We start from the raw sequence: 25,487 nt of genomic DNA, 5'->3' as shown, positions 1-25,487 counted from the left end.
TACTGAGGCTTGTACCAAAAATAGATATTATTAACAATGAATAAAAAAAGCATAAAAAAAAGCATTCAGACGATGAATACGTACTGAATGCTTTTTTACTGATGAATATTAATAAATAGAATTTGTCAGTTAATTAATCTGCATTATCTAAATCCAAATTACGGTCTATCTGCCAAATTAAATAGCAACCAAGACTCATCAGTGCAAACATTGCGATACCGATTTTCAGTACTGGATTGACGGGGAATAAGTTTAATAACAATCCACCAAAGATACCTACTGAGAACATAAGCGAGCCTTGTAGCGCACTGGCCATACCAGCACGGCGCTTTTGAAAAGCAAGCGCAATCGCTGAAGCGTTGGGCTGTGTCAAACCTAGACCTGAGATACAAAAGAAAATACAGACTAAGACCAATGGCAACCAAGCATCAGTGCCAAATACAATACCGAGGATAAATAGAGCCCCTGCTGAGATGACCTGCATCATCGCACCAAAACGTAAAATACTCAAAATACGGAAGCGATTGGTCAGCCATTGGTTAAGCTGCGTCAATGCCACAAAGCCTGCGGCATTCATACCAAAGAGCCAGCCAAAATGTGTGGCTGACATACCATAGGTATCCATGATAAGTTCAGAGGCTGAGCTGATATAAACGAACATTGCGCCCATCAATAACCCGCCGCCAATCGCCGGATAGTTAAAGGTGGGATCTCTCAGCAAATCCCAATATTGACTGAGTATCTCTTTGGCAGGACGCACATTGCGGTTTTCTTCGCTAAGGGTCTCAAAAAAGAAAAATTTGGTCAGTAATAAATTTAACGTGCCAAAAGCCGCCAAAAACCAAAAGATAGAATGCCAGCTAAAATACTGCAAAAACACTGCGCCAAGTGATGGCGCTAATATCGGCGCTAAGCCCATTACCAAAATCATGATAGAAAACGCTTTTGCCGTTTGCTTAGCGGTTAGACGGTCTCGAATCGCAGCACGGGTAACCACTGCCCCTACGCAAGCACCGAGCGCTTGCAAGGTACGACCAGCGAACAATACGTATTCATTGTTGGTGGTTGCACAAATAATAGAGGCAATCACATATAAGACCATGCCTATATATAAAGGCTTGACGCGGCCAACGCGGTCACTAAAGGGACCATAAAACAATTGACCAAATACCAATCCGACAAAGTAAGCAGGTACGGAGTTTGCCATAAAGGCAGTCGAGACACCAAAGTCATCCGCCATCGATGGTAATGCTGGCAGATACATATCAATAGATAAAGGTCCTACCGCAACGATAAGACCCAGCATCATAATCCATGCGACAGGTAAATCGGCAGAGCGCACGCGGTCAGCAGCAAGCGGTTTATTAGGAAGGGGGGATTTTGGAGCAGACATAGTTAAACCATTTGATCTAGTGATTGTTATTTTATTTTTATCGACGAACCGCTACGCAAGCAGACAGTCTTATATCGCACTGTCTGCCTATATTTCAATAGAGGTATCACGTTAATAAAACAAACTTTAATCAATAAAACAATGGTTCGTTTGAAATAAGATGAAGTCATTTAAAACAATAAGCTATCTAAACTGTATTAACGGAACTGGCGCTTGCCAAATACAGTACTGGCTTGCTTCGCTTTTCTAAGGGCAAGTTTACGATTGCGCCCGAACATCATCTTTAATTGCCAGACTTTTTCTATATATAAAGTAGTTGCAGATTGTTCAAACATGGCATTGATAACGCGTTTACTTGCCAGCACGGCATCTGGTGACCGTTCAGCAAATTCAGCAGCAAGTTGCTGCGCTTGCTCAAGTGGCGTCTCACTGCAATGACTGACCAATCCTAGCTCTTTGCCCTGCTCTGCACTAACGATACGGGCTGTCATTGCCAGCTCTTTTAGGATATCAGCGCGTACCACGCCAAAACCAGATTGCGTCAAGCCCATATCTGGTACTAGTCCCCATTTGGCCTCCATAATAGCCAATTTACAATCAGGATGGCTGATACGAATATCACATGCTAGCGCTAGCTGTAAGCCTGCACCGATACAATATCCTTCCAGTACTGCAATGACAGGTACTGGGACATCACGCCATACTAAGCACACGCGCTGAAATGAGCTTTGCCAAGGTTTGATCAACTCCCATAGCGCAAAAACTTGGTTTTTGGGGTGATTTAAGTCGCCCAAGTCAATCCCTGCGCAGAAGGTTCCTTCAGCGCCATTTAAAATCACCGCACGTATTGTTTTGTCTTTACTGATGCGACCGGCTACCGCAATCAACTCTTCGACCACTTTAAAGCTCATGGCATTTTTTTTCTCAGGTCGATTGATTGTCACGGTTAAAATATCGTCGGTCGCGCTAACTTGCAGTGTTTCATATTGGTAGGTGGCGATAGTGTGCATAATCATCCTTAATAATTGAAATAATAGCTTATATATAGAGTGATATTAACAGCCTTGCCTATCTCCTACCTTATCAATAACTGACTGCCACGATATCGTTAGCTCTTAGTATCATAAAACTTTTCCTTAAATCATTTTCCAAGTCATATCGTTTTCACTTAGACGATGGTAATTAAGCTGCGGATAAGCAGACAAATCAAGCGTTTGCAAATTATTCAAAGCGGTTAATAAAGCCTCATAATAAGGCTCTAACATCGCAAACTGTGCAGGCGTGGTATGTTGGATATTTAATAGGCACTTATCTTCTAAATCTTGGCTGGCTTGGCGCAGTTGTGGCACGCCCGTATAACGACTGCCACCCAATATCCGATGAGCGATTTGCGCGAGCATACTGCGATTGTGTGCCTCCCATGCTTGCGTCAATGCTTGTTTTTCCTCATTAATTGTATCAAGCATCATAATGATTAGCTTGGCAGCAAGATCTGGCTTATTGGCTGATCGCGTCAATGCATCTTGCCAATCTAGAATATCCAAGGTATTAAATACAGAGGCATTTAAGTTATTGTCGTTTTGCAAATAAACAGTACTGACTGATAGTTCATCTTTATTATCATCGAGCGTTTGAATAGAACGCGTGCCAAATGCTGCTTGCCCTTGTTCTTGAAAACGCAAATTTTCATAGCGTGGCTGCGTTTCGCGCAGGTTTTCACGCCGATAGTCTTCACGTGGTTGACTGTCACGCAGGTAGTCATCACGGATTTTTTTCAGTGACAGAGGTCGCTTCACTCTTTTCTCATTGCTCATCTTGGTAGGTTTATAACTCTGAACCTGCTCGCTTCGAATCATTTGATAGGTAGGCGGCGCTGCATTTTTAGGCGCAGATGATGAAGGTTGTAGCATCATATTTGGTACATCAGAATTTTGAGCGTCAATGGTTTTTGAGTCTAATACTTGTAAGTCACCTGCTATGCCAAGACCTTGTGGATGCTCATCATTTTCTGCCGTTAATGGTGATGACGAGGCATTACGTCCAAGCCATTTTTGTAATACTTGTAGCAGCTGCGGCTGGCTAATAGGCTTACCAACATAATCATTGATACCACTAGCGACTAATTTATCCCGCTCGTCTGCTAGCCCATGTGCAGTCAGTGCAATAATGGGAATATGACTATCTGCGGCTTCAATCTTACGGATTTGTCTCGCCGCCTCATGCCCTGACATACGTGGCATTTGAATATCCATAAAGATAAGATCGATCCTATCTTTAGGTTGTGCGTTACCCTTTTCTTCTGTCGTTACGTCTTCGATATGTAACGTGCTAACCACTGATTTACTGACATCATCTCGCGTGACCGCTTTTGAGATTTGAGTTTTTTTCGACAGGCTTTGTTTTTCAGTTTTGGTAGCTTTGATATTTTTCGCTTGTTGTTTACTGATTAGCTCTATCGCATCAAATCCATTACTGGCCGTAATAACATGAATACCAAGCTCGCTCAGCAGCGCATCAAGCACCAGTAAGTTTGGCAAATGATCGTCAACTGCCAATACGGTAACGCCTTTCCAACGTGGTTCTGCAATACCAGTAGGTACACTACGCTTTTGCGTATCTAGCATGGCATATAACTGTCTCTTGTCTAATGGCTCATACAAGATATTGGCATGGTAACGATTGAGTAGTGCTTGATCGGCGGCAACTTGATAACCAAAGACGGCCAGTTTACCTTGATAATGTAAACGGATTTGCTTAAGCAGCGCCATCATATCGTCTTGGGTATCATCATCAACGATGACCCAGTCCCAATAATTACCACGCTCTTTTAACGATTCAAGCAAACCTGGCAAAGAATTGGCTTGGGTTAGCTTAATAGGCAAATGATGCAGACTAGCTTTCAGTACTTGTATAGACGCGGTATGATTAATCCAAATAAGAACGTTAAATTCATCAGTCGCACTTGCCAATGGTGCCAATACAGGCAGCTCAATGGTTTGTCCTGTCGCTGCCTCTACCACATCAACATGGGCTGGCATACGAAACCAAAACGTCGCGCCTTGATTGGAAATATTCTCTTGCATATTGTCATAAAAACCAATATCGCCGCCCATCAGCCGTGTTAATTGTTTAGAGATGACCAGTCCCAGTCCTGTACCACCATACTGACGCGTGATGGATGGGTCTCCTTGACTAAAGCTTTGAAAGAGCATTTTTTGATCAGACAGCGAGATGCCTTTACCACTGTCTTGCACGCTAATCATCAAATAATTGTCTTGATAGTCATCTAAACTGACGCGCACCACCACGTCACCGCTATCAGTAAATTTAATCGCATTGCCAACAATATTGGTTAGTACTTGTTTGAGGCGTAGCGCATCACCATTGATACGCATTGGCACATCGTTGTAAAACAGTACCGCCATGCGCAGACCTTTTTCTGCAGACACTGGCGACAGCATATCGACCACATCATAGATAGTGTCATAAAGATCAAACTCATGGCGATCTAGTACCAACTTGCCCGCTTCGATTTTAGAGAAATCAAGCACATCATTGACTAATGCCAATAAGTGCGCAGACGATTTGCGAATGGTTTGTACATACAAGTCTTGCTCAGGATTGAGCTCACCGTGACGCGCGAGCAAATTAATAAAACCATCAATACTATTGAGCGGTGTACGCAGCTCATGACTGATATTGGCTAAAAACGCTGATTTGGCTTGGCTGGTTGAGATTGCCGCATCACGCGCATTACGAATAGAGATGTTTTGCATCTCCATTTCATCAAAAGCAAGACGCAAATCATCTTCGGTCTGCTCCGCATGTTCTTTCAGCTCTTGAAAACTGACATACAAACGACGTAATGTTCTCACCAAGTCTTGTTGTAATAGATTTAGCTCACCATTCGATTCAACGGGGATAGGCTGATAAAGATTATCTACGTGAGTACGCTGTAATTGCAGCCGCAGCTCATAAATCGGCGCAATCCAACGTTTTGAATAAATGTTTAAACTTAGTAGTAGAATTAATAATGTAAACAAACCGGTAATCACCAATGCCATAGCGATACGATAGCGCGCAATATAAAGCGGCTCACTATCCATATCGACTAATAACCACAGTGTTTGACCCTCAAATTCACCTAATATACTGCCGTAAGCGGTACCGATAGGAGTGGATTTTTGCGCTAAAAAACGCTCTGATGGATCGATTACAGGCCACGCCTCTTCCGTACCATAGCCAACTGTCGCAAGTATGTCGTTGCTCTGATTGATAATAGCGATACGCTGAACATGTTGCTCTGCCCGCATACGCCTGAGTTTATCTTGGATGCCTTCTAACTTTGCAATCGCAGCTTGCGAGACTTTATTATTATTGTCATCAGCGTTTTCATTATTATTTTCTGAAATCTGTATCTTGGCAGCATCTTGCTCTAATAGCTCAGGTATTATCTCTGCAATCGTAGGTGAATAGCGGATAAGTACCGCCTCAGCCAACACTGCTTGCTCTGAATTACTGGCACGCATGGTTTCATAAAACACCAAGATACCGCCCACTGCTGCGAGTAAACAGATGGGCAAAAATACCAATATGACCAGCTGACCATAAGCACTACTGGTATCAAAACGTTTTTTGTGAGCCATACTGGGCACCATCTCCACTACTGTTTTTGTTACTGGCATTTTACAATGCTTTGACTGACCGCTTAGGTATCATCTATTAACGACTATATAGCTTATGATTATCTTAACAGGATTCCATTAGCCGCTGTTAGACAATCATCGATAAAGCTATCTGCGTTAAGCGCCATCAAAAACAAGATGATACAATGTCGCAAATTTTATTTTCCATAATAAATACCTGACAGTCACGATGTATTGACTTATTATTGACGCATTTATAAAGACATGGTTATTTAATACCATAATCTTATCAAATAATAAAAACGCTGCTGTTACCTCAAAGTATTGCCGAATATATAGCACTTTACTATAGCGTTAAACTACTTTAAAAATAGATACTATTAAGGATACTTTATGTCCGCTACAGCTCAGTCAAACACCAATTTTATTACTCAAATTACTGACCTTGCTGATTGCGTCGGTCAAACGCCGTTAGTCAAATTGCAGCGCTTACCTGAACAAGAGCAGATTGACAATGGTGCTATCATGCTTGCCAAGCTTGAAGGTAATAATCCTGCTGGTTCTGTCAAAGACCGCCCTGCTTTTAATATGATTTATCAAGCGGAGCTACGCGGTGATATTAAGCCAGGTGACATGTTGATTGAGGCAACCAGTGGCAATACTGGTATTGCACTAGCCATGGTAGCGGCGATGCGTGGCTATCCGATTACCTTGTTTATGCCAAGCAACTCAACCCAAGAGCGTAAAGACGCCATGACGGCTTATGGTGCGACGCTGATTGAGGTAGAAGAAGGGATAGAAGCCGCGCGCGACATGGCGCTACAAATGCAAACGGACGGTAAAGGTATTGTCTTAGATCAGTTTAATAACCCTGATAATAAACAGGCGCATTATCTGACTACAGGTCCTGAGCTGTGGGCGCAAACAGACGGTAAAATTACCCATTTTATCAGCTCTATGGGTACCACAGGCACCATTACCGGCGTGGCACAATATTTAAAAGAGCAAAACCCTGATATACAAATCATCGGTTTACAGCCTGATGAGGATGCAGCTATCGCTGGTATCCGCCGCTGGCCTGCCGCTTATATGCCAGGGATTTTTGATGCCGACTTAGTCGATGAGATTATGGATATTGATCAGCGCGTCGCTGAGGTTTATATGCGTAAGCTTGCTAAAACCGAAGGGATTTTTGCGGGTGTCTCATCAGGTGCAGCAGCATGGGCGGCTACACAAGTTGCTAAGGCAAATCCTGATGCCGTCATTGCCTTTATCGTCTGTGACCGTGGGGATCGTTATTTATCGACCGGCTTATATAATGTTGATGATAGCTTAGATAATGTAAACTAAGATAATTTATAAATCGCTGACAATGCCGTTTATGCGGTCAGTGCGTTTAATGCAGTGTAGTAAGACAATAATCAGGTAGAAACCTCTATGTCACAAGCTTTTTCGTCTGACCCTATTTTGGTCTTTGATATTGAAACGGTTGCAGATACCGATGCTGCCCGCCGTATCTATCCGCAATTGGCTAAGCTCAACGATGCAGATACACTCAGTGCGTTAACTGCCATTCGTATACAAGAAGCCGGGCATGATTTTATGCGTTTGCCATTACAGCGCATTGTCTGTATCTCTGCTCTATATATTAAAGATGGCACATTTTCATTATTTTCCCTTACTGCAGACAAATTTAGCGAAGAAGAGATTCTTGCCAAGTTTTTTCGCGCCTTTAATGATATTGCAAAACTGCCTAAATTGATTAGCTGGAATGGTTCAGGTTTTGACATTCCTGTACTTATTTATCGTGCCATGCAATATGACTTGGCAGCGCCTTGGTTATTTGAAGAAGGTGAGCGTATCAAAAACATGCGTTTTGATAATTATGTCAATCGCTTTCATACCCGCCATATTGACTTGATGGATCGATTTAGCCAATACGGTGCCAGCCGCCGCGAGGCTATGGATGTCGTTGCTAGTCTATATGGTTTACCCGGTAAAACAGATGTTGATGGCAGTATGGTCGGCGAGCTTGTCAGCAATAATGACTGGCAAACGCTGTCAATATATTGCGAGTCTGATGTGATGAATACTTGGCTAATATATCTGCGTTGGCTGCGCCTGACCGGTCAGCTATCCTTGTCAGATTTTGCCATTTGGCAGCAGCAAAGCCGTGATTATTTAACCAAATTTTCCCAAGTAGATGGCACGCCACGTCATCAGGCGTTTTTGAATGACTGGCTTATCAGCTAGCAATTTTAGCCAGTTGATATATTGATGAACGATACATGTAAGCGGTGATTATAGTTTTATAATCACCGCTTTTTTTACTTTGTGAGCGCCTAATACCTTAGTCGCTTTATATGTTAAAATTGCTATTATTTTTAACACCTTCATTTTATAGGCAGGTTTATGCAACCCACCGATTCAAAGACGCTTACCAACGTAGATGCAACCGAACAGGCAAATGAGACGCAAACCATTACGATTCCGCCTAATAAGAAAAAATCTAAGCCATCATCAAAGACGCGTCGTCGTCTAAAAGATGCTGAGCCACTCCCCTTTACCATCGATGGCTTGTCACATGATGGGCGCGGCGTTGCGGTATACGGTAATGGCTTTGGTGAAACTGATGGTCATATCACAGACAAGCATGGCAAAAAAATCTTTGTCAGCTTTGCCCTGCCAGGTGAAAGTGCGTTGGTCAAAATTACCAATAGCCGCACCAGCTTTGAAGAGGGTGATGCCGTTAGAATCACTGCCAATCCAAACCCTGAGCGCGTGGTACCACCCTGCCCACATTTTGGTGTTTGCGGTGGCTGTAATTTGCAGCATTGGCAGCCAGATGCACAAATTACATTTAAGCAATCTGTCCTTGCTGAGATGTTGGTCCATCAAGCCAATGTGGCACCTGATCACTGGCTTGAGCCGGTAGTCGGTGATCGCCTTGGCTATCGTACCAAAGCCCGACTGGGCGTACGTTATGTGGTCAAAAAAGAAACGGCTTTGGTCGGCTTTCGCGAGCGTTCAAGTAATTTCTTAGCAGAGTTAAATGAGTGTCATATCTTAGATCCGCGTATTGGCTTTGAGATTGAAAACTTAAAAACCCTTATTAGTACTTTAGATAGCCGTGACAAGATTGCTCAGCTTGAGTTGGCAATGGGCGAGCATTTACCAGAGCTGCCTGATGGCGATCAGCCAGTCGCGCTAATTGTGCGTAATCTTGAACCGTTATCAGATGGCGATATTGATAAGCTAAAAGTATTTTTTGCAGCACGTAATTGGCAGCTGTATCTACAATCAAAGGGTGCCGATAGCATCCAACGTATTGCCTTGAGGGATACAGATGATTTAAGCGAGCAGTTTGGACGTTTGTATTATCAATTACCAGAGTATGATTTGACGTTTGAATTTATTCCTACCGATTTTACCCAAGTTAATCTGTCGGTGAATCGTCAGATGACCAAGCTGGCTTGTGACTTGCTTGATTTAAAAGCAGGTGAACGCGTTCTAGATTTATTTAGCGGTTTAGGCAATTTTAGCCTGCCTCTCGCGCGTTTGGTTGGTGAAACCGGCTCGGTCGTTGGTGTTGAAGGCAGTGAAGCTATGACTGCACGCGCCGCTGATAACGCGCGCCGCAATGGCATTAATAACACTGAGTTTTATAGCCAAGATTTGACGCATGACTGTACGGACAAACCGTGGGCTAACCAAGGGTTTGATGCGCTGCTTATCGATCCACCGCGTTCTGGCGCGTGGGAGATTATGCAATATTTGCCTAAGTTTAACGCCGAGCGGATTGTCTATGTCTCCTGTAATCCTGCTACACTTGCTCGCGATACCAAAGCATTGCTTGAACAAGGTTATCGTTTGACTCACGCTGGCGTCATGGATATGTTTTGTCATACTGGTCACGTTGAATCCATCGCGCGCTTTGAAAAAATATCTGCTTAAACCGTATGTAATGGCAGAGTATGGTATTAACCTATGATTTTTAGAGGCGTTAATAGCTGCAATTTAAGAATGATATCTGCGTTACTCGCATATGCGGCTAACGCTATCATTACAGAGCCTTGCTTGATTTGTCATCGCAACATGCGATAATAATAGTCACTGTTTTTATTATTTATAAAACATAGTGAGTCTAAGCGCTCATAATTCTATGCAAGATCCCTATAATTGATTTTATAGCTGCTAAAAAATGGATTTTTTAGCGGCTGTATTGATTTATAACTGACCATTTATCGATAGCAAGCTCATGTTTAGCTCTAGCATTGTAGATGGCGTTATTATCAAGTCAAAATAGCTAAGAGGAGTGGGCAATGGTAAAAATTCGTGAAGGATTACCGCTGGTAGATGGACAAACCACGCAAGCCGACAGTGCAACTTTGGCAGCGCAACTGGTCGCGAGTCAACGCTCGCACCAGTCTGCCAATAGCTATGCTCAAATCCCACTAGATATCAAGTATCAACTTGCCACTCATAAACTCCATACTACCTTTGATCGCTCTGTTAATTACGCCTACTACAGTCATGACTCAAATCTTGAAAATGACTATTTAAGGGATAACATCCTTGATGAATCCGAGGCGTTTTCACAGCAAGAGCTTGAAGCGTTAGATTTAAATCAAATCAATATTGATGTACCTACTTGGCTTGATAATGTTGCAAAGCGTATTGGGCAAGATTCAGTACCCAATCTTAGCGCTGCCTGTACATTCGTCCGTAATCACATGAATACCAGTGAATCGGAGCGTTCGGGCGCTTACGTGACTGGTATCGGCATGACTGATATCTTAACTTACCTTTATCAGGATGAAGATGCCCTTGTCGCTGCCATGCTCTATCGTAGTGCTCGCAAATCGATTATTAGTCTTAGTGAAATCGAAAAAAAGTTTGGCACCGATATCTCAACCTTGGTTAAAGATACCTTGGCGATGGGACAACTGTCTGAGATTATCGAAAGCAATAAGCGCTTAGAAGATCACTTCGTAAATAATCAGCGGGATCAATTATCAAATATTTATAGCATGCTGATCTCAGTCACCAACGATGTCCGAGTAGTACTGATTAAACTTGCTGAACGCACTTTTGCTATGCGCGAGCTGACCTTTTCCAATGAAGTTCGACAAGCTCGCGTGGCGCGTGAAGTCATGACTATTTATGCCCCATTGGCACATCGCTTGGGTATTGCCCAGCTGAAATGGGAGCTTGAAGATTTAGCCTTTCGCTACCTTGCCCCTGATCGTTATAAAGAAATTGCCAAACTATTATCAGAAAAGCGTAGCGAGCGTGAGTCTTATATCCAGCGTGTACAAGATAGACTGAACGAGTCTTTAGCAGAATCTGGTATTGAGGGCGAAGTTTCAGGACGCGTAAAGCACATTTATTCTATTTATCGAAAAATGAAGCTTAAAGGATTGTCTTTTGATCAGCTGTACGATATCCGTGCGCTGCGAGTATTGGTGACCACTCCTTCAGACTGTTACCACGTGCTAGGATTGGTACACGGGTTATGGCGTTATATTCCTGAGCAATTTGACGATTATATTACCAATCCAAAATCTAACGGTTATCGCTCACTCCATACTGCGGTCATCGCTGAAAACAAATCGCTTGAAGTACAGATTCGTACTCAAGAGATGCACTTTGAAGCTGAGCTTGGCATGTGTGCCCATGTCAACTACAAAGAAGGGCTCAAAAACAAAAAGGACAATTACCTTAATCAGCGAATCAGTTCTTTACGTCAACTGCTGTCTATCAATAATCAGCCGCGCTCATCTTTATCAACTGGTGATGAATTAGAGGAAGTTGAATATGATGATGAAGAGCAATTGGTTGATTTTGATGAACTCGAACGCATTTACATATTTAGTCGTGATGGCGATATTACGGAGTTGCCAAAAGGCGCGACTGTGCTGGATTTTGCCTATTATGTTCATACGCAGGTCGGTAACCGCGCCCAAGCAGCGCGTGTCAATCAGCGTTATGTACCATTAACTTATCAGCTCAAAACGGGCGAGCAAGTTGAGATTATTACCAAATCTTCACGTGAGCCCAATCGCGACTGGCTAGTGGCTTCACTAGGCTATATTCATACCAATCGTGCCCGCTCAAAACTGCGTCAATGGTTTAACAAACAAGATCGTGATAAGAATATCGAAATCGGGCGTCAGATGCTCAGTAAAGAGCTTGAACGTCTATCGGTGCATCCGAATAGCATCGATTTAAACGATTATACGCAACATTTTAATGTCAACAATACCGACGATATTGTGGTTGGTTTGGTGACGGGTGAAATTGGTCTAAATCAGCTTACCAGTCATATCTCTCGTCAGCTGCATTTAGAGCCTGAAAGATCTGAAGAAGATTTTGCCCCTATTATCGATAAAAGAGATTCAGGTAAGCTTGATGCTTACAAAATCCAAATCGATGGCTTAGATAACATTGAAGTTGGTTTGGCAGGCTGCTGTCACCCTGTGCACGGTGAGCCTATCGCGGGCTACATTACTTTATCGCGCGGTGTCAGTGTTCACAATCGTGGTTGCCCTGAATATCTGCGCCTGATTGAACGTGATCCTGAACGCGAAATCAAGGCTGCTTGGAAGATTAAATCTGGTCGCTATCAGCCAGTTGATATTCATATAGAAGCTTATGATAGACGTGGTTTATTGCGCGATTTAACCCAAATCATTGATAAAGAAAACGTCAATATTCGTCAAGTTCAAACCCTGAGCAATGATGATAATATTGCCTTTTTAAAGTTTCATATTGAAGTGTCGGGGCTAGCACATTTATCCAAGTTACTTGCTAAGCTTGAACAACAGCATGGTATCTTACATGCTCGCCGCGCTGTTGCCTGATAATACCTTTAATTCTTAATAGAGATTTTATAAAATACTATGCCTGAGTTACCAGAAGTAGAAACGACAAAAACCAGTCTGACGCCTTTATTAGGACAAAAAGTCACCAACGTACAAGTCTTTCAACCAAAGCTTCGTTGGTCGATGCCTGATAATTTATCAGATTTGATTGATTATACATTGGACAGCGTTGAGCGACGGGCAAAGTATTTAATCCTCAATTTTATACCGCTAGCTGATGATGGCATTTCATCTTCTGTTGAACCTAGGAATTTACAGCCGAAACAGCTTCTGATTCATCTTGGGATGTCAGGTAGCTTGCAACAACATCATCATACTAGCGATAAGCGCAAACATGATCATTTGATCATGAGTTTTATCGGCGCTGACGACACTCAAACTCAGCTACATTATTATGACCCTAGACGTTTCGGCTCTATCTTATGGCTTGAGGATTACGGGGATAAACTACTAAACCATTTAGGACCTGAGCCACTATCAGATGATTTTACGGCAGACTATTTGTATTATCTTATCCAACGTAGCGAACAGTCCATCCAGACTCAAAGCAGCAAAGTGATTAAAAAGCAGCCTATCAAACGAGCCATCAAGTCAGTCATTATGGAGCAGCAAGCTGTGGTCGGCGTTGGTAATATTTATGCCACTGAGAGCTTATACCTCTCAGGCATCCATCCTGCTACTCCAGCAAATAAGATATCATATGATCAAATAGTAATTTTAGTCGCCCATATCAAAACTATTTTACAGAAAGCTATCAAGCTAGGTGGTTCAACACTACGTGACTTTACGGTTGCTGATGGTCAAACAGGTTATTTCCAGCAAACCTTGAATGTCTATGGTAGACAAGGTGAAACTTGTCCGCACTGTGATTCAGTTTTAGAGAATATCAAGCTCAATGGACGTGCCAGTGTCTACTGCCCTGTTTGTCAGCCAATTAATTAGATCTGGATTTCCCAATATTAATTTTTTTATTCAATATTCACTTAAATAGACCAGTTCGCCACTCTTTAACTACTTGTCATTAAAATAGAGCAATTAATAAACATATCCTTATATGCTGCGCATTTTTGTTGCTTATTGATCCACATATTGCTTTAATAGTGCTTGCACTTACATAAATAATGCAAACCATTTATTTACCTGTAATATATAGGCTATTTCTCGTTGCCGCGATATCTCTATTTCTGTGGAGAAATAGCAACAGCCATTTATCATTCTATTTATGAGTTTTAGGATATCATTATGACTGCTCAAGCTAACACCAAATGCACCGCAAAGTATAAGCTATTAACTGTATTGATAAGTGCCAGCTTAACTTTTGCAAGTATGCAACCTGCTTTGGCAGCGATAGAAATTGATGAAACAGATTTTGGTCCCTCTTATGAGACTATGGCTGTAGATACCGTTGTCGGCAAGCCATTACAGTTGATAGCAGCTGTCGCAGGTACAGCCGCTTACATCGTCAGTTTGCCCTTCTCTTTGATCGGCGGTAATGCTGACCAAGCACAGCAGAAGCTCTTTGTTGAACCATGGAATGCCATGAGTCGCTGTTTAGGCTGTACGGTTGCTGAAGACAACTATTACAAATCGCAAATCGTTGATAGTAACGTTGTGCGTATCGTCGTTGATCAACCATCAGAAATTATTATTAATACCAATGACTATGTTGTCGTTAGACCCTAAACATAACTACCATTAAGTAATTATAAGAAATCCAATAAAAAGAGGCTAACATTACGTTAGCTTTTTTTATTTTTTAATCTGACGGTCAGTAAAATGTGTTTACTTATTAATATTGCCAAGCTTAGCGCTAATTTCACGAAGCAATTGCACTTCTTCTGACGGCTCTTCTATTGCTTCTTCTATTGCTTCTTCTACCTCATCTGCACGGCGCAATCTATTGACCATTTTTACCATCATAAAAATAATAAACGCCAAGATTAGAAAGTTAATTAGCACCGTAATGAAACTACCATAAGCCAATACAGGAATGCCAGCAGCTTTGAGGGCATCATTGGTTCGTGCCACACCTTCTGGCGCATCGCCCAATATCAAAAACATATTCTTGAAATTAATTTCGCCGCCGACGATAAAAGCAACAATGGGCATGATCACGTCTTCTACTAAAGACTTTGTGATCGTAGCGAATGCTCCACCGATGATCACACCGACGGCCAGATCCATCACATTACCTTTTAAAGCAAATTCTTTAAACTCAGATACCATACTCATGATTTATCTCCTCAAAAATCTTATTGACCATAAGATAAGCGTATAAATGATGCATCCAACTTGGGATTTTAATAATAACCGTAAGATTACTCGTTTTTTTAGTAAGTGATATCCGACTATTGTCTTTTTATTCTATGTAAAATGCAACATAAAAAAAAGCAGCATAGAATAGTGGTATACCAACTATTCTATGCTGCTCACTAGATATCTTTAATGCGGAACCAAATAATGGATAACCACTATTTATTGTTCAATATTACGCACCTTTCTTACGACCATAACGTTTACGCTCACTTTCAGTCAAGTAGCGTTTACGAATACGTATCGCTTTTGGCGTTACTTCTACCAATTCATCATCTTGAATGAATTCAAGTGCTTGCTCAAGCGTAAACTTAACTGCTGGAGTCAGTGTCAATGCTTCATCAGTACCACTAGCGCGAACGTTGGTTAACTGCTTACCAGTCGTCGGGTTCACTGCCATGTCATCATTACGTGAATTAAGACCAATAATCATACCTTCGTAAACTTCAAGCTGTGGCTCAGCAAATAATTTACCGCGTTTTTGTAGGTTAAATAAAGCAAAACCTAAGCAAACACCTTTCGCCATGGAAACCAAGACACCGTTTGAGCGAGCACCAACCTCACCAACTTTCTGTGGACCATAATGTGAAAAGCTTGAAGTCATGATACCTGTACCTGAAGTCAGGGTTAAGAACTCAGAGCGGAAACCAATCAAACCACGGGCAGGCATTGTCGCTTCGATACGCATACGACCTTTACCATCAAGCTCCATATTGGTCATCTCGCCTTTACGCAAGCCAACCTGCTCCATGATAGGGCCTTGATGCGCATCTTCGATATCGAAGACAACGTTTTCATACGGCTCTTGTAGCTTACCATCCACTTCTTTGACGATAACTTCTGGACCCGAAACGCCCATCTCGAAACCTTCACGGCGCATGTTTTCGATTAATACAGATAAATGCAGCTCACCACGACCTGACACTTTAAATTTATCAGGAGATTCTGTATCTTCGACACGTAATGCTACGTTATGAATCAATTCACGCTCAAGACGCTCGCGAATATTACGTGAGGTCACAAACTTACCATCACGACCAGCAAAAGGTGAGTTATTTACTTGGAAGTTCATAGAAACGGTAGGTTCATCAACTGTTAATGCTGGTAATGCTTCGACAGCACTAGGATCACAAATCGTATCTGAGATATTAAGCGAATCAATACCAGTAATACAAACGATGTCACCAGCTTGTGCATCTTCAACATCAATACGGTCAAGACCATGATAACCCATAATTTTCAAAATACGGCCATTGCGGGTATTGCCATTTTTATCAATGACAGTTACTTGTGTATTGGTTTTTACTTTACCACGCTGAATACGACCAATACCGATAACACCAACGAAACTATTGTAGTCAAGACTTGAGATTTGCATACGGAATGGTGCATCTGCATCAACCTGTGGAGCCTGTACAACATCAACGATAGTTTTGAACAGTGGCGTCATGTCATCAGCTAAATCATCAGCTTCTAAACCTGCAATACCATTCAATGCTGAGGCATAAACAACTGGGAAATCAAGCTGCTCATCAGTCGCACCTAGGTTATCGAACAAATCAAAAATTTGATCCATTACCCAATCAGGACGTGAACCAGGACGGTCAATTTTGTTGATAACAACAATAGGCTTTAGACCTTGCTCGAACGCTTTTTGCGTTACGAAACGAGTTTGTGGCATTGGACCATCAACAGCATCAACTACTAGAAGTACGCAGTCAACCATAGACATTACACGTTCAACTTCACCACCGAAATCGGCGTGACCAGGGGTATCCACAATATTAATACGATACTCAGTACCGTCAGTGTTATCTGTCCAACGAATGGCTGTATTTTTCGCCAAAATAGTAATACCACGTTCTTGCTCAATATCACCTGAATCCATTGCACGCTCAGCAATATTTGCACGGTCGCCAAAAGTACCAGACTGATGTAATAGCTTATCAACCAAAGTTGTTTTACCGTGATCAACGTGGGCAATAATTGCAATGTTACGCAGGTGTTTGATATCGTTCGCCATATAAAATGCTCGTTTCGTCTTAAAAAAATGCAGTAGCAGTAAGCACCGCTGGATAAACTTTTGCCATTAACCAGATAAGTAGTATTACGCTATGATTAAGTAACCATACAATAGGTACAGCTAGATAATTAATAGAAGTAAAACATAGACTTATGGTGATGAATCCATCGTACAGATAGCTATGCTAATGTACACTTTGTCAATTTACAAAGTGTTTGGGTGGCTAGTATAGCATTATTAAATCATAAATTTATGTAATAACTTACTTTTCTCGATACATAAATAAAAAAAAGCCACCCATTGGATGACTTTTTTTGTAACTAATTAGCTTATTACACAATTAGTAGCTAGTACTTATTGAACAACCATATCTTTAGTTTGTTCAACAGTCATTGTTTTGTCACCAGTGATGATGGCATAAACACGACGGTTCATAGCACGACCTTCTTCAGTGTTGTTGTCAGCGATTGGTTGATCATAACCATAACCAACGGTTGATAGACGGTTTGGAGCAATACCAAATTCGTTAGTCAACATAGATTTCACAGCAACAGCACGGGCTTCAGACAAACGTTGGTTATAACGTGCTGATGGACCAGTTTTAGAAGCATGACCTTCAACACGAGCGGTAGAGTTAGGATACTCGCGCATCTTCTCTGCTACTTTAGCGATTTCAGGTTTGTACTGAGTTTTGATAGCTGATTTATCGTTATCAAAGAATACACGTAGTTCCATTTTCAATTCATCAGTAATATCTACTGGTACTGGGCAACCGCGCTCATCTACAACAACATTCATTGGAGTGCCTGGGCAAGCATCGATGCTATCAGGTACGCCATCGCCGTCTGAATCAAGATCAGATTCAACAACAACGATTGGTGGAGTCTGAACGTTAGGCTCTTGCATCGGTGGAACAGCTACTGCTGGTGCTAAGTGACCACCTAGTACTACTTCTAGACCGGCCAAAGCCATGCCTTCCCACCAGTTGTTATCAAAGTTATGAATCGCACGAGCTTCACCACGTAGGCTTAAAGCGTCGTTAATACGGTACATAGCACCTAGACCTAGGTTACCGATAGTATCTTTAGAACCAGTAACGAAGTTACCAGCAGCATCTTCAACTTCAATCTTAGAGCGACCAGCACCAACTAATACATATGGCTTTAATGCACTATCAGTATAACCAGTGAATTGCTCAGTACCGATCAAGAAGTTACCAGAGATAGTTTCTTGTTCTGCATCAAAGTCAGTATTTCCATCTTGACGAACGGCATCAGTATTTGATACACCATATTCTACTTGGAACTGAGTAGAAGGAGTAATTTCAATACCTAGTGCAGCACCAGTATATAGACCGTTCTCTTGATAGAAGCCATTTCCATTACCATCACCCATGATTTCAGCTTGCTCATCGTCAGCACCTTCGCTGTAATGATAACCAAGTAATAATGGGCTGATAGTTACGCCAGCGTTAGCTGCTAGTGGGGCTGCTGTGATGGCAAACAAAGCCAAAGCAATTTTATTTAATTTCATGAAACTTCCTCCAAAGGATAATTTTAGTAGTGCATTAAGCAAAACTATTGCTCAAAAACAAACATCATTTACGAACTTAAAATTACAAAGCAAAACCAATTAAGACGTAGCTTAGCGATTATCAATTCAGTTTACAACTTTTTTCGTAAACCAGCTACACATTATTACACGATAATGTCATAACTAAAACACATTAGCCCGCTTAACTTACTGAGAGCTAACACACTTTACACTCTTTATCTTTTGTATGTTAGGTCGCAATAGATGATGAAACGATTCCTACCTATTGTTGCAACTCATTTTAATACAAGTAGTTAATTTTCTCTATTATTAAAAGCCTCTATTCACGAATTGAAACATTCTTTGACAGTAGACATATATTTGGTTTATATTTACGATTATATAAACAAACAATATTCTACTTATTTTGATTAATGGCTTTTTTTGCTATTCATTATATTAGTAATGCAACTTGATAAAACAAATGGTGACACGAACAATAGATTTAAAAATACAATGAACATTTGAAACCATCTTAGTTATCCCTTTCATACAGGTGGCAGTCCATTATGGCTATACCATATAGAACACTTTCAATATGCTCGAAGGATTCTAGACACTATGATGAACATGGGTTTAATTTAGTAGAATTAATCGTAACCATTGCTATCTTAGCTATTATATTAACGATTGCCACACCTTATATTTTGACTCAGTTGGCAAGTATGGAAGCCAGACGTATTGCAAGCCAAATAGACACTACCTTGACTTTAGCAAAAGCTGAGAGTCATATTAGAAGACAAGATTTACTGGTTTGCTTATCTAATGGGGGTGGTCTTTGCCATAGAGACAGCTTTAAAAAGTTATTATTATTCTCGGATAAAAATAATAATAACAATTTTGATGTTGGTATTGATGATTTGTTAGAAGACCAAGCGCTGAACCCAAAATACAGTACTTTATATTTACGGGTCGGTAATAACCGTCACTACACTAAATTTTGGGGCGATAGCGGCAGTCCTCGTGGGCATTTCGGACATATTAAATACTGTCCAACCTCAACCTATAATCATACCATGTACCAAATCTCTTTTAATCAGACAGGAGGTATTACCTACAAACCTAACGAAAACCATCCGACCGGATGTGGTACATAATGATATATCAATATAAGCTAAGAATAAACTGTCGTAGCTATCGGTGCATCGCTGTTTTCATCATAATAACCGCCTGCTCTATCCCCACAAATAGCGCATCCGCTATCAAAGCATGACCAATATTTAGCTCATATATACCGTCAATTTGGGCAATCGCATGAACATTATCACGTGTTAGACCGTGACCAGCATTGACCAACAGCTTACTATCAAGTCGTTTAGCGGTAATCACTGCATTTTTAATACGTTCAAGCTCTACATTTACCCTATCTGTTTTACCTGCCAGACCTGCTTCAGCATAAGAACCTGTGTGTAATTCGATTGCGTCAGCGCTACAATTAACTGCTGCCTCGATCTGCTTATCTTCTGGATCAATAAACAAAGAGACTTTGATACCTGCTGCTTGTAACTGACTGACATAATCTGTCAATGAAGCTAGCTGCCCTGCCACATCAAGCCCCCCTTCTGTAGTCAGTTCAGCACGTTTTTCCGGCACTAGGCATACCCAATATGGTTTGACTTGACAGGCTATGTCTAGCATCTCAGTCGTTGCTGCCATCTCTAGATTCATTCTCGTAGTCAACTGCCCTGCCATCTCATACACATCGGCATCTTGAATATGACGGCGATCTTCACGCAAATGAATAGTGATACCGTCAGCACCTGCTTTCTCACATAAAAGTGCTGCAGCTAGTGGGCTTGGATATCCCACACCGCGTGCTTGACGTAAGGTTGCCACATGGTCAACGTTGACACCTAAGAGTGGTTTTTTTGAAGTATTTTGTGGATTTTGCTCTAATGTAGTCGGCAAAATCTGCGCTGTATCCGTCATAAAAATCCTTTTATTAATAGTTAGATCATTTACTAAAAATAGCTTATTGATGATAAGTAGTTGTGAACATATTCTATTGTTAAATACGCTTTATAGTTGATAACGCTGTTGCTGCTGCCAAAGCAGACGACTTTGCAGCGGTTGATAATCAAGCATATGATCAATCAACTGCCGATGTAAACGCGACCATGCGTTCAGCGTACTAACGGACAACCCTTGCTCTATCATGAGCAAAATATCATTCCCTTTAAAAACCGCATGACCAACCATACTTTCTACATCCTCTGTGTGCAAAGTCGGCACTAAGCCCATATCGGGTAAGAATCGGTAAACCTGTTCAGGCTCAATAGGGTTTTCAAGGCTGTCTTGATGTAACGTCAGTGAAAATCCCAACTCATTAAATAGATAGCTCTCAAACTGGCGCAAGCACAGACGTAGCTCGTCAGCGGTTAGGGGTTTTTTGAGCGCATCTAGGCTGTTTTGATAATGCTGCCATAATATGGGCATAGGATCTTCAGTAGGCAACAATCGCCACAATATCTCGTTCAAATACAAGGCTGCATATTGATGCTGGCCTGTAATGCTTTCTTGATGTCGTATATCTACATTTGCGGCATTATCATCTTGGACAGCTTGTGTATGAACTGAACTAAAAGAGGCTATATTGATTTGACTGAATGTTTTGAGATCACGTTTGCCAGTAGCAAAGAGTTGTAAAGGCATAAATAGTGGCGCGCCTTTTTTACCAATACCATGTATCACCCCATGCTGCTGAGAAAATAAATAATATAAGGCGCGCTTTTCTTGATAAGGGCGCTGATGTAATAAATAACCGATTAACGCTTCGTTACGCATGATTATTACCTCAGCTATAGTTCACTCAATATAAAAGAGAGTCGCTATTAATATTTTTAATAGCCTAAACTGGTCAAGGCTCTTTCATCATCCGACCAACCGCGCTTAACTTTTACCCACAGCGTTAACATGATTTTTTTATCAAACAGCTGCTCCATATCTTTACGAGCATCCATACCGACTTGTTTGATACGTTGCCCTTTGTCACCAATCACAATCGCTTTTTGCCCGCTACGTTCAACATAAATAGTGGCATCGATAAAGGTACAGGCTTTACGTGGACGACCAGTTTTTGGGTCAGTATGAGCCGCTTCATCTTTAAAGCCGTCAATTTGTACCGTTAAATCGTACGGTACTTCATCACCAGCACTACGCATGATTTTTTCACGAATGATTTCACTGGCTAAGAAACGCTCTGAGCGATCGGTGATTTGTTCCGTATCATAAATTGGCGCAGCGACTGGTAAATGTGATGCGATCACTTCTTGCAGACGATCTAAGTTTTGATTCTTTAATGCAGAAACGGGGACGATATCGGCAAAATCAAAACTGTCGTTAAAGGTTTCCATTAACGGTAAAACGCTGCCTTTATCTTTTAAGGTATCCGCTTTATTAATCACTAAAACCACATTTAAATTGGTATCGCCAAGCTTTTGTAGAACCAGTAAATCATCGTCACGCCATTGATCAGAATCAACGACAAACAATACCAAGTCTACATCTACCAATGCAGAGACGGCCGCTTTATTCATGCGTTCATTGATAGCACGTACTTCGTTGCGATGAATGCCGGGGGTATCAACAAATACTGCCTGCATCTCATCATTAGACAAAATACCATGGATACGATGGCGCGTCGTTTGTGGTTTACGTGAGGTGATGGACAGCTTTTGACCCAATAAATGGTTCATCAGCGTTGATTTGCCGACATTTGGACGACCAACAATGGCGACATAGCCAGTTTTAAAACCTTCAGCAGCAAGCGCGCCATTATTTGGTGAAAAGAAATCTTCGATTGCTGAATCGTTATCTACTGCATTGTTTTCTGTTTCATTGATTTCTACTTCACTCATTTCTACTGCATTATTTGTACTTGTATTTAGGTCAGTATTTTCGGTCATATTTGTGGCATTATCTTCATTGTTTAATGGCAAGTCAGTATGATTGCTCATAGGGTAATCCTGTGGGGTTTGTCATCAGTTAAACTGCTGTATGCGCATATGACATAAATAGCAGCACTGTTATCAAGTTAAGAATATTTGATGTTGCAATACTAATTCGTTAAAGAATGAGCATTTTTATAATATAGAAATGATAGTCTTAAAGGCATTACTATCAAGTCATCAATATAAAATCAGGGTAATATTACAAAAGCCATTAGCTGCGTTTTTTGGGCACACTTGGTAGCTTATGAAGTTGGTTAATCATCAATTCTGCTGCTTTTTGCTCAGCAATACGGCGGCTTTCACCAGATTCGGTAATATCAGGACAGTTAAGAATGTTTACCTGACAGCGTACCACAAATATTTGATGCGGGGCATTACCGCGTGTTTCCATCAACTCATAATGTGGTAAGTCAAATTGCTTCGACTGCAGCCATTCTTGTAAACGGCTCTTGGCATCTTTTAGGGCTTTTTGATCATTGACATTATCAATTAAATCACCATACCAAGACAATACACATTCTCGTGTGATATTCATATCTTGACTGTCTAGATAAATAGCACCAATCAAGGATTCGACGGCGTCCGCCAATATAGAAGCACGATTGCGTCCGCCACCTTTACGCTCACCCACACCCAATATTAGCTGATTAGACAGCTCTAGATTTTGAGCGATAATGACCAAGGATTCTTGCCTCACGAGCGTCGCTCGCATACGGGTCAGACGACCTTCATTTTGGGTTGGATAACGATGATATAGCGCTTCACCGACTATCATACCTAGCAATGCATCACCCAAAAACTCTAAGCGTTCATAGTTCTTTTTACTATCAAACGAGCGATGCGTGAGTGCCAGCTTAGGTAGACTTAAATCATTAAACACATAACCCAACTTGCGCGTTAATACTGCTAAGCGTTGAATAAATTCTGAGCTAATAATAAGCGTGTCATCAGACAGGCTATTTTTTGGTGGATTAGGAACCGCCTGAGGATACTGCGAAGTTGGTTTCATGCGTGGCTTATGATTATCCCTTTTGTTGTACTATTTAAGGTCATTAAATAGTAACGTTTAAAAATATTAAATACAAAAAACCAGCTCATAAAGAACTGTTTTCTAGAGTACTGGCTTGTTAGATCGTTGCTGCTCGTATTTTAAAAAATCCGATTACTCTGCTATTGTAGGATCGATATCGCCTTCGAAGCGATTCACAATATCAATATTTCCAAAGAGCGTATTGGTTTTTTCATATTTTTTATAGATAGCCAACTGACCTGTTTTTTTATCTTTAAAGGTAAATACATCCTCTGCTTTGGTATCGTAATCAGCATTGATAGACAACTGCTTATCAACACGCTCGACGAACTGCTTGGCAGTCTCTTTCTTGTTATTAGACTCTTGAAGCTGCGCACTCAAGGTTTTAGTCAGTTGATAATCGCCAATTTGTGCTGGCACAATGGCAACAATCAATTTAACAGCAACACCCAAAGCGATGATAATAAAAACGATACTCGTGACACTAGCACCGCGCTGTGTAGATAAGCCAGATAACTGTTGCACCATAATACCTCTCAACGAAAAATAGCTATATTTGTAATGTATCCAGCTTAGAAAACACTATTTCTTAATGCATGTTTATAAGCTAAATATCATTGCATTGAATAGCCATAATATTAGCACAAAACGTTTGTCGGTAAATATATCTATAGAACATTGATGTCATTAATCGATAGCACCATTACGTTTAAAAGTAGGTAGCTGTAGACCTGGTGGCTTATGCATCCAAATATATACTGCTTTTCCTGCTAAATTATCATCAGGTACAAAGCCCCAAAAGCGTCCATCTGCACTGCGATCACGGTTATCGCCCATCACAAAATATTGACCTTCAGGCACATTAATACGCCATTCATTGCCTTCTGAGCTCACCACTTCTGGTGACTGTTGCTGTAAAAATGGCGCATATTGCGAGCTGTTCATACCATTCAAATAACGAACAACATACTCATGCTTACCTTGAGTTTCTTTAAAATATTTTGCGTCGCTTTCTTCTTGCTGACCCATCACAGCAGCATTCTCTTCTGTCAGCATTTGACCCGGAGCAACTTCCCCTGACGAATATAACTGTGACGTCAGCTCTGCATTGGGGTCAAAATCAATGGCTTGAGTAGCAACAGGCACGTCATTAATCGCAATTGTGCCTTGATTATAACTAACCGTATCACCCGGCAGACCAATGACGCGCTTAATATAATAAATACTTGGGTTCTCTGGATAACGAAAAACGGCAACATCGCCATGTTCAGGCGTGCCAGTATCGATTACTTTATTATAAGTCAGTGGCAAACGAACACCATAAGCATACTTATTGACGGCAATAAAGTCACCCGTATATAGCGTTGGCACCATCGAGGACGACGGAATATTAAACGGCTCAATTAAAAACGAGCGCACAATTAATACTACCGCCAGCACGGGGAAAAAATCATATGCCCAGCGTACCAGCAAGCTCTCTTTACCGCGACCCCGTGTTTTACGCTGTTTCAGTGTCAGCTTATCTAATAGCCAAATAATACCCAAACCTATGGTTAATGGCACTAAAATCAAATTGAAATCAAAATCCATACTTAATTGCCTATTAGCGAGCTACTTATCCAATGATGACATCCGTAAAAACAGCAATGATGATT

At 41.3% G+C, this 25,487-nt stretch carries 19 protein-coding genes; 7 read left to right on the top strand and 12 right to left on the bottom strand.

From position 1 onward, the window contains the following. Positions 1–133: 133 nt before the first annotated feature. From PCRYO_RS01980 to PCRYO_RS01970, 3 genes are all read right to left on the bottom strand, one after another. Positions 134–1,393, bottom strand: coding sequence for a multidrug effflux MFS transporter (locus PCRYO_RS01980; protein ID WP_011512752.1), 1,260 nt, complete (start codon positions 1,391–1,393; stop codon positions 134–136). Between the two features lie 197 nt (positions 1,394–1,590). Then, complete coding sequence (locus PCRYO_RS01975) at positions 1,591–2,403, bottom strand: crotonase/enoyl-CoA hydratase family protein (RefSeq protein ID WP_011512751.1); 813 nt, start codon at positions 2,401–2,403, stop codon at positions 1,591–1,593. A 126-nt stretch (positions 2,404–2,529) separates the two neighbouring features. After that, a complete protein-coding gene (locus PCRYO_RS01970; protein ID WP_011512750.1) occupies positions 2,530–6,039 on the bottom strand; it encodes an ATP-binding protein in 3,510 nt (1,169 codons plus the stop codon). 393 nt (positions 6,040–6,432) lie between these two features. On the opposite strand from PCRYO_RS01970, the gene cysM reads away from it, so the two are divergent. The 6 genes from cysM to PCRYO_RS01940 all read left to right on the top strand — a co-directional run bounded on the left by cysM (position 6,433) and on the right by PCRYO_RS01940 (position 14,606). After that, positions 6,433–7,389 carry a cysteine synthase CysM gene (gene cysM, locus PCRYO_RS01965; RefSeq protein ID WP_011512749.1) on the top strand — a complete coding sequence of 319 codons (957 nt, stop codon included), beginning with the start codon at positions 6,433–6,435 and terminating at the stop codon, positions 7,387–7,389. 87 nt (positions 7,390–7,476) lie between these two features. Next, the gene (locus tag PCRYO_RS01960) at positions 7,477–8,292 is read left to right on the top strand and encodes a 3'-5' exonuclease (RefSeq protein WP_011512748.1); all 816 of its coding nucleotides are present in this window, start codon (positions 7,477–7,479) and stop codon (positions 8,290–8,292) included. A 159-nt stretch (positions 8,293–8,451) separates the two neighbouring features. After that, the gene (gene rlmD, locus PCRYO_RS01955; RefSeq protein WP_011512747.1) at positions 8,452–9,993 is read left to right on the top strand and encodes a 23S rRNA (uracil(1939)-C(5))-methyltransferase RlmD; all 1,542 of its coding nucleotides are present in this window, start codon (positions 8,452–8,454) and stop codon (positions 9,991–9,993) included. Positions 9,994–10,361: 368 nt separating this feature from the next. Further along, positions 10,362–12,902, top strand: coding sequence for a RelA/SpoT family protein (locus PCRYO_RS01950; RefSeq protein WP_011512746.1), 2,541 nt, complete (start codon positions 10,362–10,364; stop codon positions 12,900–12,902). 39 nt (positions 12,903–12,941) lie between these two features. Further along, positions 12,942–13,865, top strand: coding sequence for a bifunctional DNA-formamidopyrimidine glycosylase/DNA-(apurinic or apyrimidinic site) lyase (gene mutM, locus PCRYO_RS01945; protein ID WP_011512745.1), 924 nt, complete (start codon positions 12,942–12,944; stop codon positions 13,863–13,865). 300 nt (positions 13,866–14,165) lie between these two features. Further along, complete coding sequence (locus PCRYO_RS01940; RefSeq protein WP_011512744.1) at positions 14,166–14,606, top strand: hypothetical protein; 441 nt, start codon at positions 14,166–14,168, stop codon at positions 14,604–14,606. A 99-nt stretch (positions 14,607–14,705) separates the two neighbouring features. Here PCRYO_RS01940 and mscL read toward each other — a convergent pair whose 3' ends face one another. The 3 genes from mscL to PCRYO_RS01925 all read right to left on the bottom strand — a co-directional run bounded on the left by mscL (position 14,706) and on the right by PCRYO_RS01925 (position 18,792). Continuing rightward, positions 14,706–15,155: a large conductance mechanosensitive channel protein MscL gene (gene mscL, locus PCRYO_RS01935; protein ID WP_011512743.1), complete on the bottom strand. Its 450-nt coding sequence runs from the start codon at positions 15,153–15,155 to the stop codon at positions 14,706–14,708. A 256-nt stretch (positions 15,156–15,411) separates the two neighbouring features. Beyond that, positions 15,412–17,259 carry a translational GTPase TypA gene (gene typA / locus PCRYO_RS01930; RefSeq protein ID WP_011512742.1) on the bottom strand — a complete coding sequence of 616 codons (1,848 nt, stop codon included), beginning with the start codon at positions 17,257–17,259 and terminating at the stop codon, positions 15,412–15,414. A 354-nt stretch (positions 17,260–17,613) separates the two neighbouring features. Further along, the gene (locus PCRYO_RS01925) at positions 17,614–18,792 is read right to left on the bottom strand and encodes an OmpA family protein (protein ID WP_011512741.1); all 1,179 of its coding nucleotides are present in this window, start codon (positions 18,790–18,792) and stop codon (positions 17,614–17,616) included. Between the two features lie 569 nt (positions 18,793–19,361). Between PCRYO_RS01925 and PCRYO_RS01920 the strand changes: the two genes are divergently transcribed. Next, entirely contained in the window at positions 19,362–19,949 is a 588-nt protein-coding gene (locus PCRYO_RS01920; RefSeq protein WP_011512740.1) for a prepilin-type N-terminal cleavage/methylation domain-containing protein, read from the top strand. Positions 19,950–19,986: 37 nt separating this feature from the next. On the opposite strand, the gene PCRYO_RS01915 is transcribed toward PCRYO_RS01920, so the two are convergent. From PCRYO_RS01915 to lepB, 6 genes are all read right to left on the bottom strand, one after another. Further along, a complete protein-coding gene (locus tag PCRYO_RS01915; RefSeq protein ID WP_011512739.1) occupies positions 19,987–20,781 on the bottom strand; it encodes a pyridoxine 5'-phosphate synthase in 795 nt (264 codons plus the stop codon). Positions 20,782–20,871: 90 nt separating this feature from the next. Continuing rightward, positions 20,872–21,636 (bottom strand): DNA repair protein RecO, encoded by a 765-nt coding sequence (locus PCRYO_RS01910; protein WP_011512738.1) that lies wholly within the window; start codon positions 21,634–21,636, stop codon positions 20,872–20,874. A gap of 56 nt (positions 21,637–21,692) precedes the next feature. Continuing rightward, on the bottom strand, positions 21,693–22,709 hold the full coding sequence (gene era / locus PCRYO_RS01905) for a GTPase Era (RefSeq protein ID WP_011512737.1): 1,017 nt from the start codon (positions 22,707–22,709) through the stop codon (positions 21,693–21,695). 304 nt (positions 22,710–23,013) lie between these two features. Then, complete coding sequence (gene rnc, locus PCRYO_RS01900) at positions 23,014–23,811, bottom strand: ribonuclease III (protein WP_011512736.1); 798 nt, start codon at positions 23,809–23,811, stop codon at positions 23,014–23,016. 153 nt (positions 23,812–23,964) lie between these two features. Further along, the gene (locus tag PCRYO_RS01895; protein ID WP_011512735.1) at positions 23,965–24,360 is read right to left on the bottom strand and encodes a DUF4845 domain-containing protein; all 396 of its coding nucleotides are present in this window, start codon (positions 24,358–24,360) and stop codon (positions 23,965–23,967) included. Positions 24,361–24,519: 159 nt separating this feature from the next. After that, a complete protein-coding gene (lepB, locus tag PCRYO_RS01890; protein WP_011512734.1) occupies positions 24,520–25,422 on the bottom strand; it encodes a signal peptidase I in 903 nt (300 codons plus the stop codon). Between the last annotated feature and the right edge of the window lie 65 nt (positions 25,423–25,487).

Origin of the sequence: Psychrobacter cryohalolentis K5, assembly GCF_000013905.1 — a bacterium.
GTDB lineage: Bacteria > Pseudomonadota > Gammaproteobacteria > Pseudomonadales > Moraxellaceae > Psychrobacter > Psychrobacter cryohalolentis.
Note: the sequence above shows the minus strand (reverse complement) of the source record. Positions and strands in the feature narration are given on the sequence as shown.

Bases quoted from the DNA above. Each gene is read 5' to 3' on its own strand.
- PCRYO_RS01920 (WP_011512740.1), top strand. From the start codon at position 19,362: ATGGCTATACCATATAGAACACTTTCAATATGCTCGAAGGATTCTAGA.
- PCRYO_RS01970 (WP_011512750.1), bottom strand. From the start codon at position 6,039: ATGGCTCACAAAAAACGTTTTGATACCAGTAGTGCTTATGGTCAGCTG.
- PCRYO_RS01980 (WP_011512752.1), bottom strand. From the start codon at position 1,393: ATGTCTGCTCCAAAATCCCCCCTTCCTAATAAACCGCTTGCTGCTGAC.
- typA (WP_011512742.1), bottom strand. From the start codon at position 17,259: ATGGCGAACGATATCAAACACCTGCGTAACATTGCAATTATTGCCCAC.
- PCRYO_RS01910 (WP_011512738.1), bottom strand. From the start codon at position 21,636: ATGCGTAACGAAGCGTTAATCGGTTATTTATTACATCAGCGCCCTTAT.
- PCRYO_RS01950 (WP_011512746.1), top strand. From the start codon at position 10,362: ATGGTAAAAATTCGTGAAGGATTACCGCTGGTAGATGGACAAACCACG.
- lepB (WP_011512734.1), bottom strand. From the start codon at position 25,422: ATGGATTTTGATTTCAATTTGATTTTAGTGCCATTAACCATAGGTTTG.
- mutM (WP_011512745.1), top strand. From the start codon at position 12,942: ATGCCTGAGTTACCAGAAGTAGAAACGACAAAAACCAGTCTGACGCCT.
- mscL (WP_011512743.1), bottom strand. From the start codon at position 15,155: ATGAGTATGGTATCTGAGTTTAAAGAATTTGCTTTAAAAGGTAATGTG.
- rlmD (WP_011512747.1), top strand. From the start codon at position 8,452: ATGCAACCCACCGATTCAAAGACGCTTACCAACGTAGATGCAACCGAA.
- PCRYO_RS01915 (WP_011512739.1), bottom strand. From the start codon at position 20,781: ATGACGGATACAGCGCAGATTTTGCCGACTACATTAGAGCAAAATCCA.
- PCRYO_RS01975 (WP_011512751.1), bottom strand. From the start codon at position 2,403: ATGCACACTATCGCCACCTACCAATATGAAACACTGCAAGTTAGCGCG.
- cysM (WP_011512749.1), top strand. From the start codon at position 6,433: ATGTCCGCTACAGCTCAGTCAAACACCAATTTTATTACTCAAATTACT.
- PCRYO_RS01925 (WP_011512741.1), bottom strand. From the start codon at position 18,792: ATGAAATTAAATAAAATTGCTTTGGCTTTGTTTGCCATCACAGCAGCC.
- rnc (WP_011512736.1), bottom strand. From the start codon at position 23,811: ATGAAACCAACTTCGCAGTATCCTCAGGCGGTTCCTAATCCACCAAAA.
- era (WP_011512737.1), bottom strand. From the start codon at position 22,709: ATGAGTGAAGTAGAAATCAATGAAACAGAAAACAATGCAGTAGATAAC.
- PCRYO_RS01960 (WP_011512748.1), top strand. From the start codon at position 7,477: ATGTCACAAGCTTTTTCGTCTGACCCTATTTTGGTCTTTGATATTGAA.
- PCRYO_RS01895 (WP_011512735.1), bottom strand. From the start codon at position 24,360: ATGGTGCAACAGTTATCTGGCTTATCTACACAGCGCGGTGCTAGTGTC.
- PCRYO_RS01940 (WP_011512744.1), top strand. From the start codon at position 14,166: ATGACTGCTCAAGCTAACACCAAATGCACCGCAAAGTATAAGCTATTA.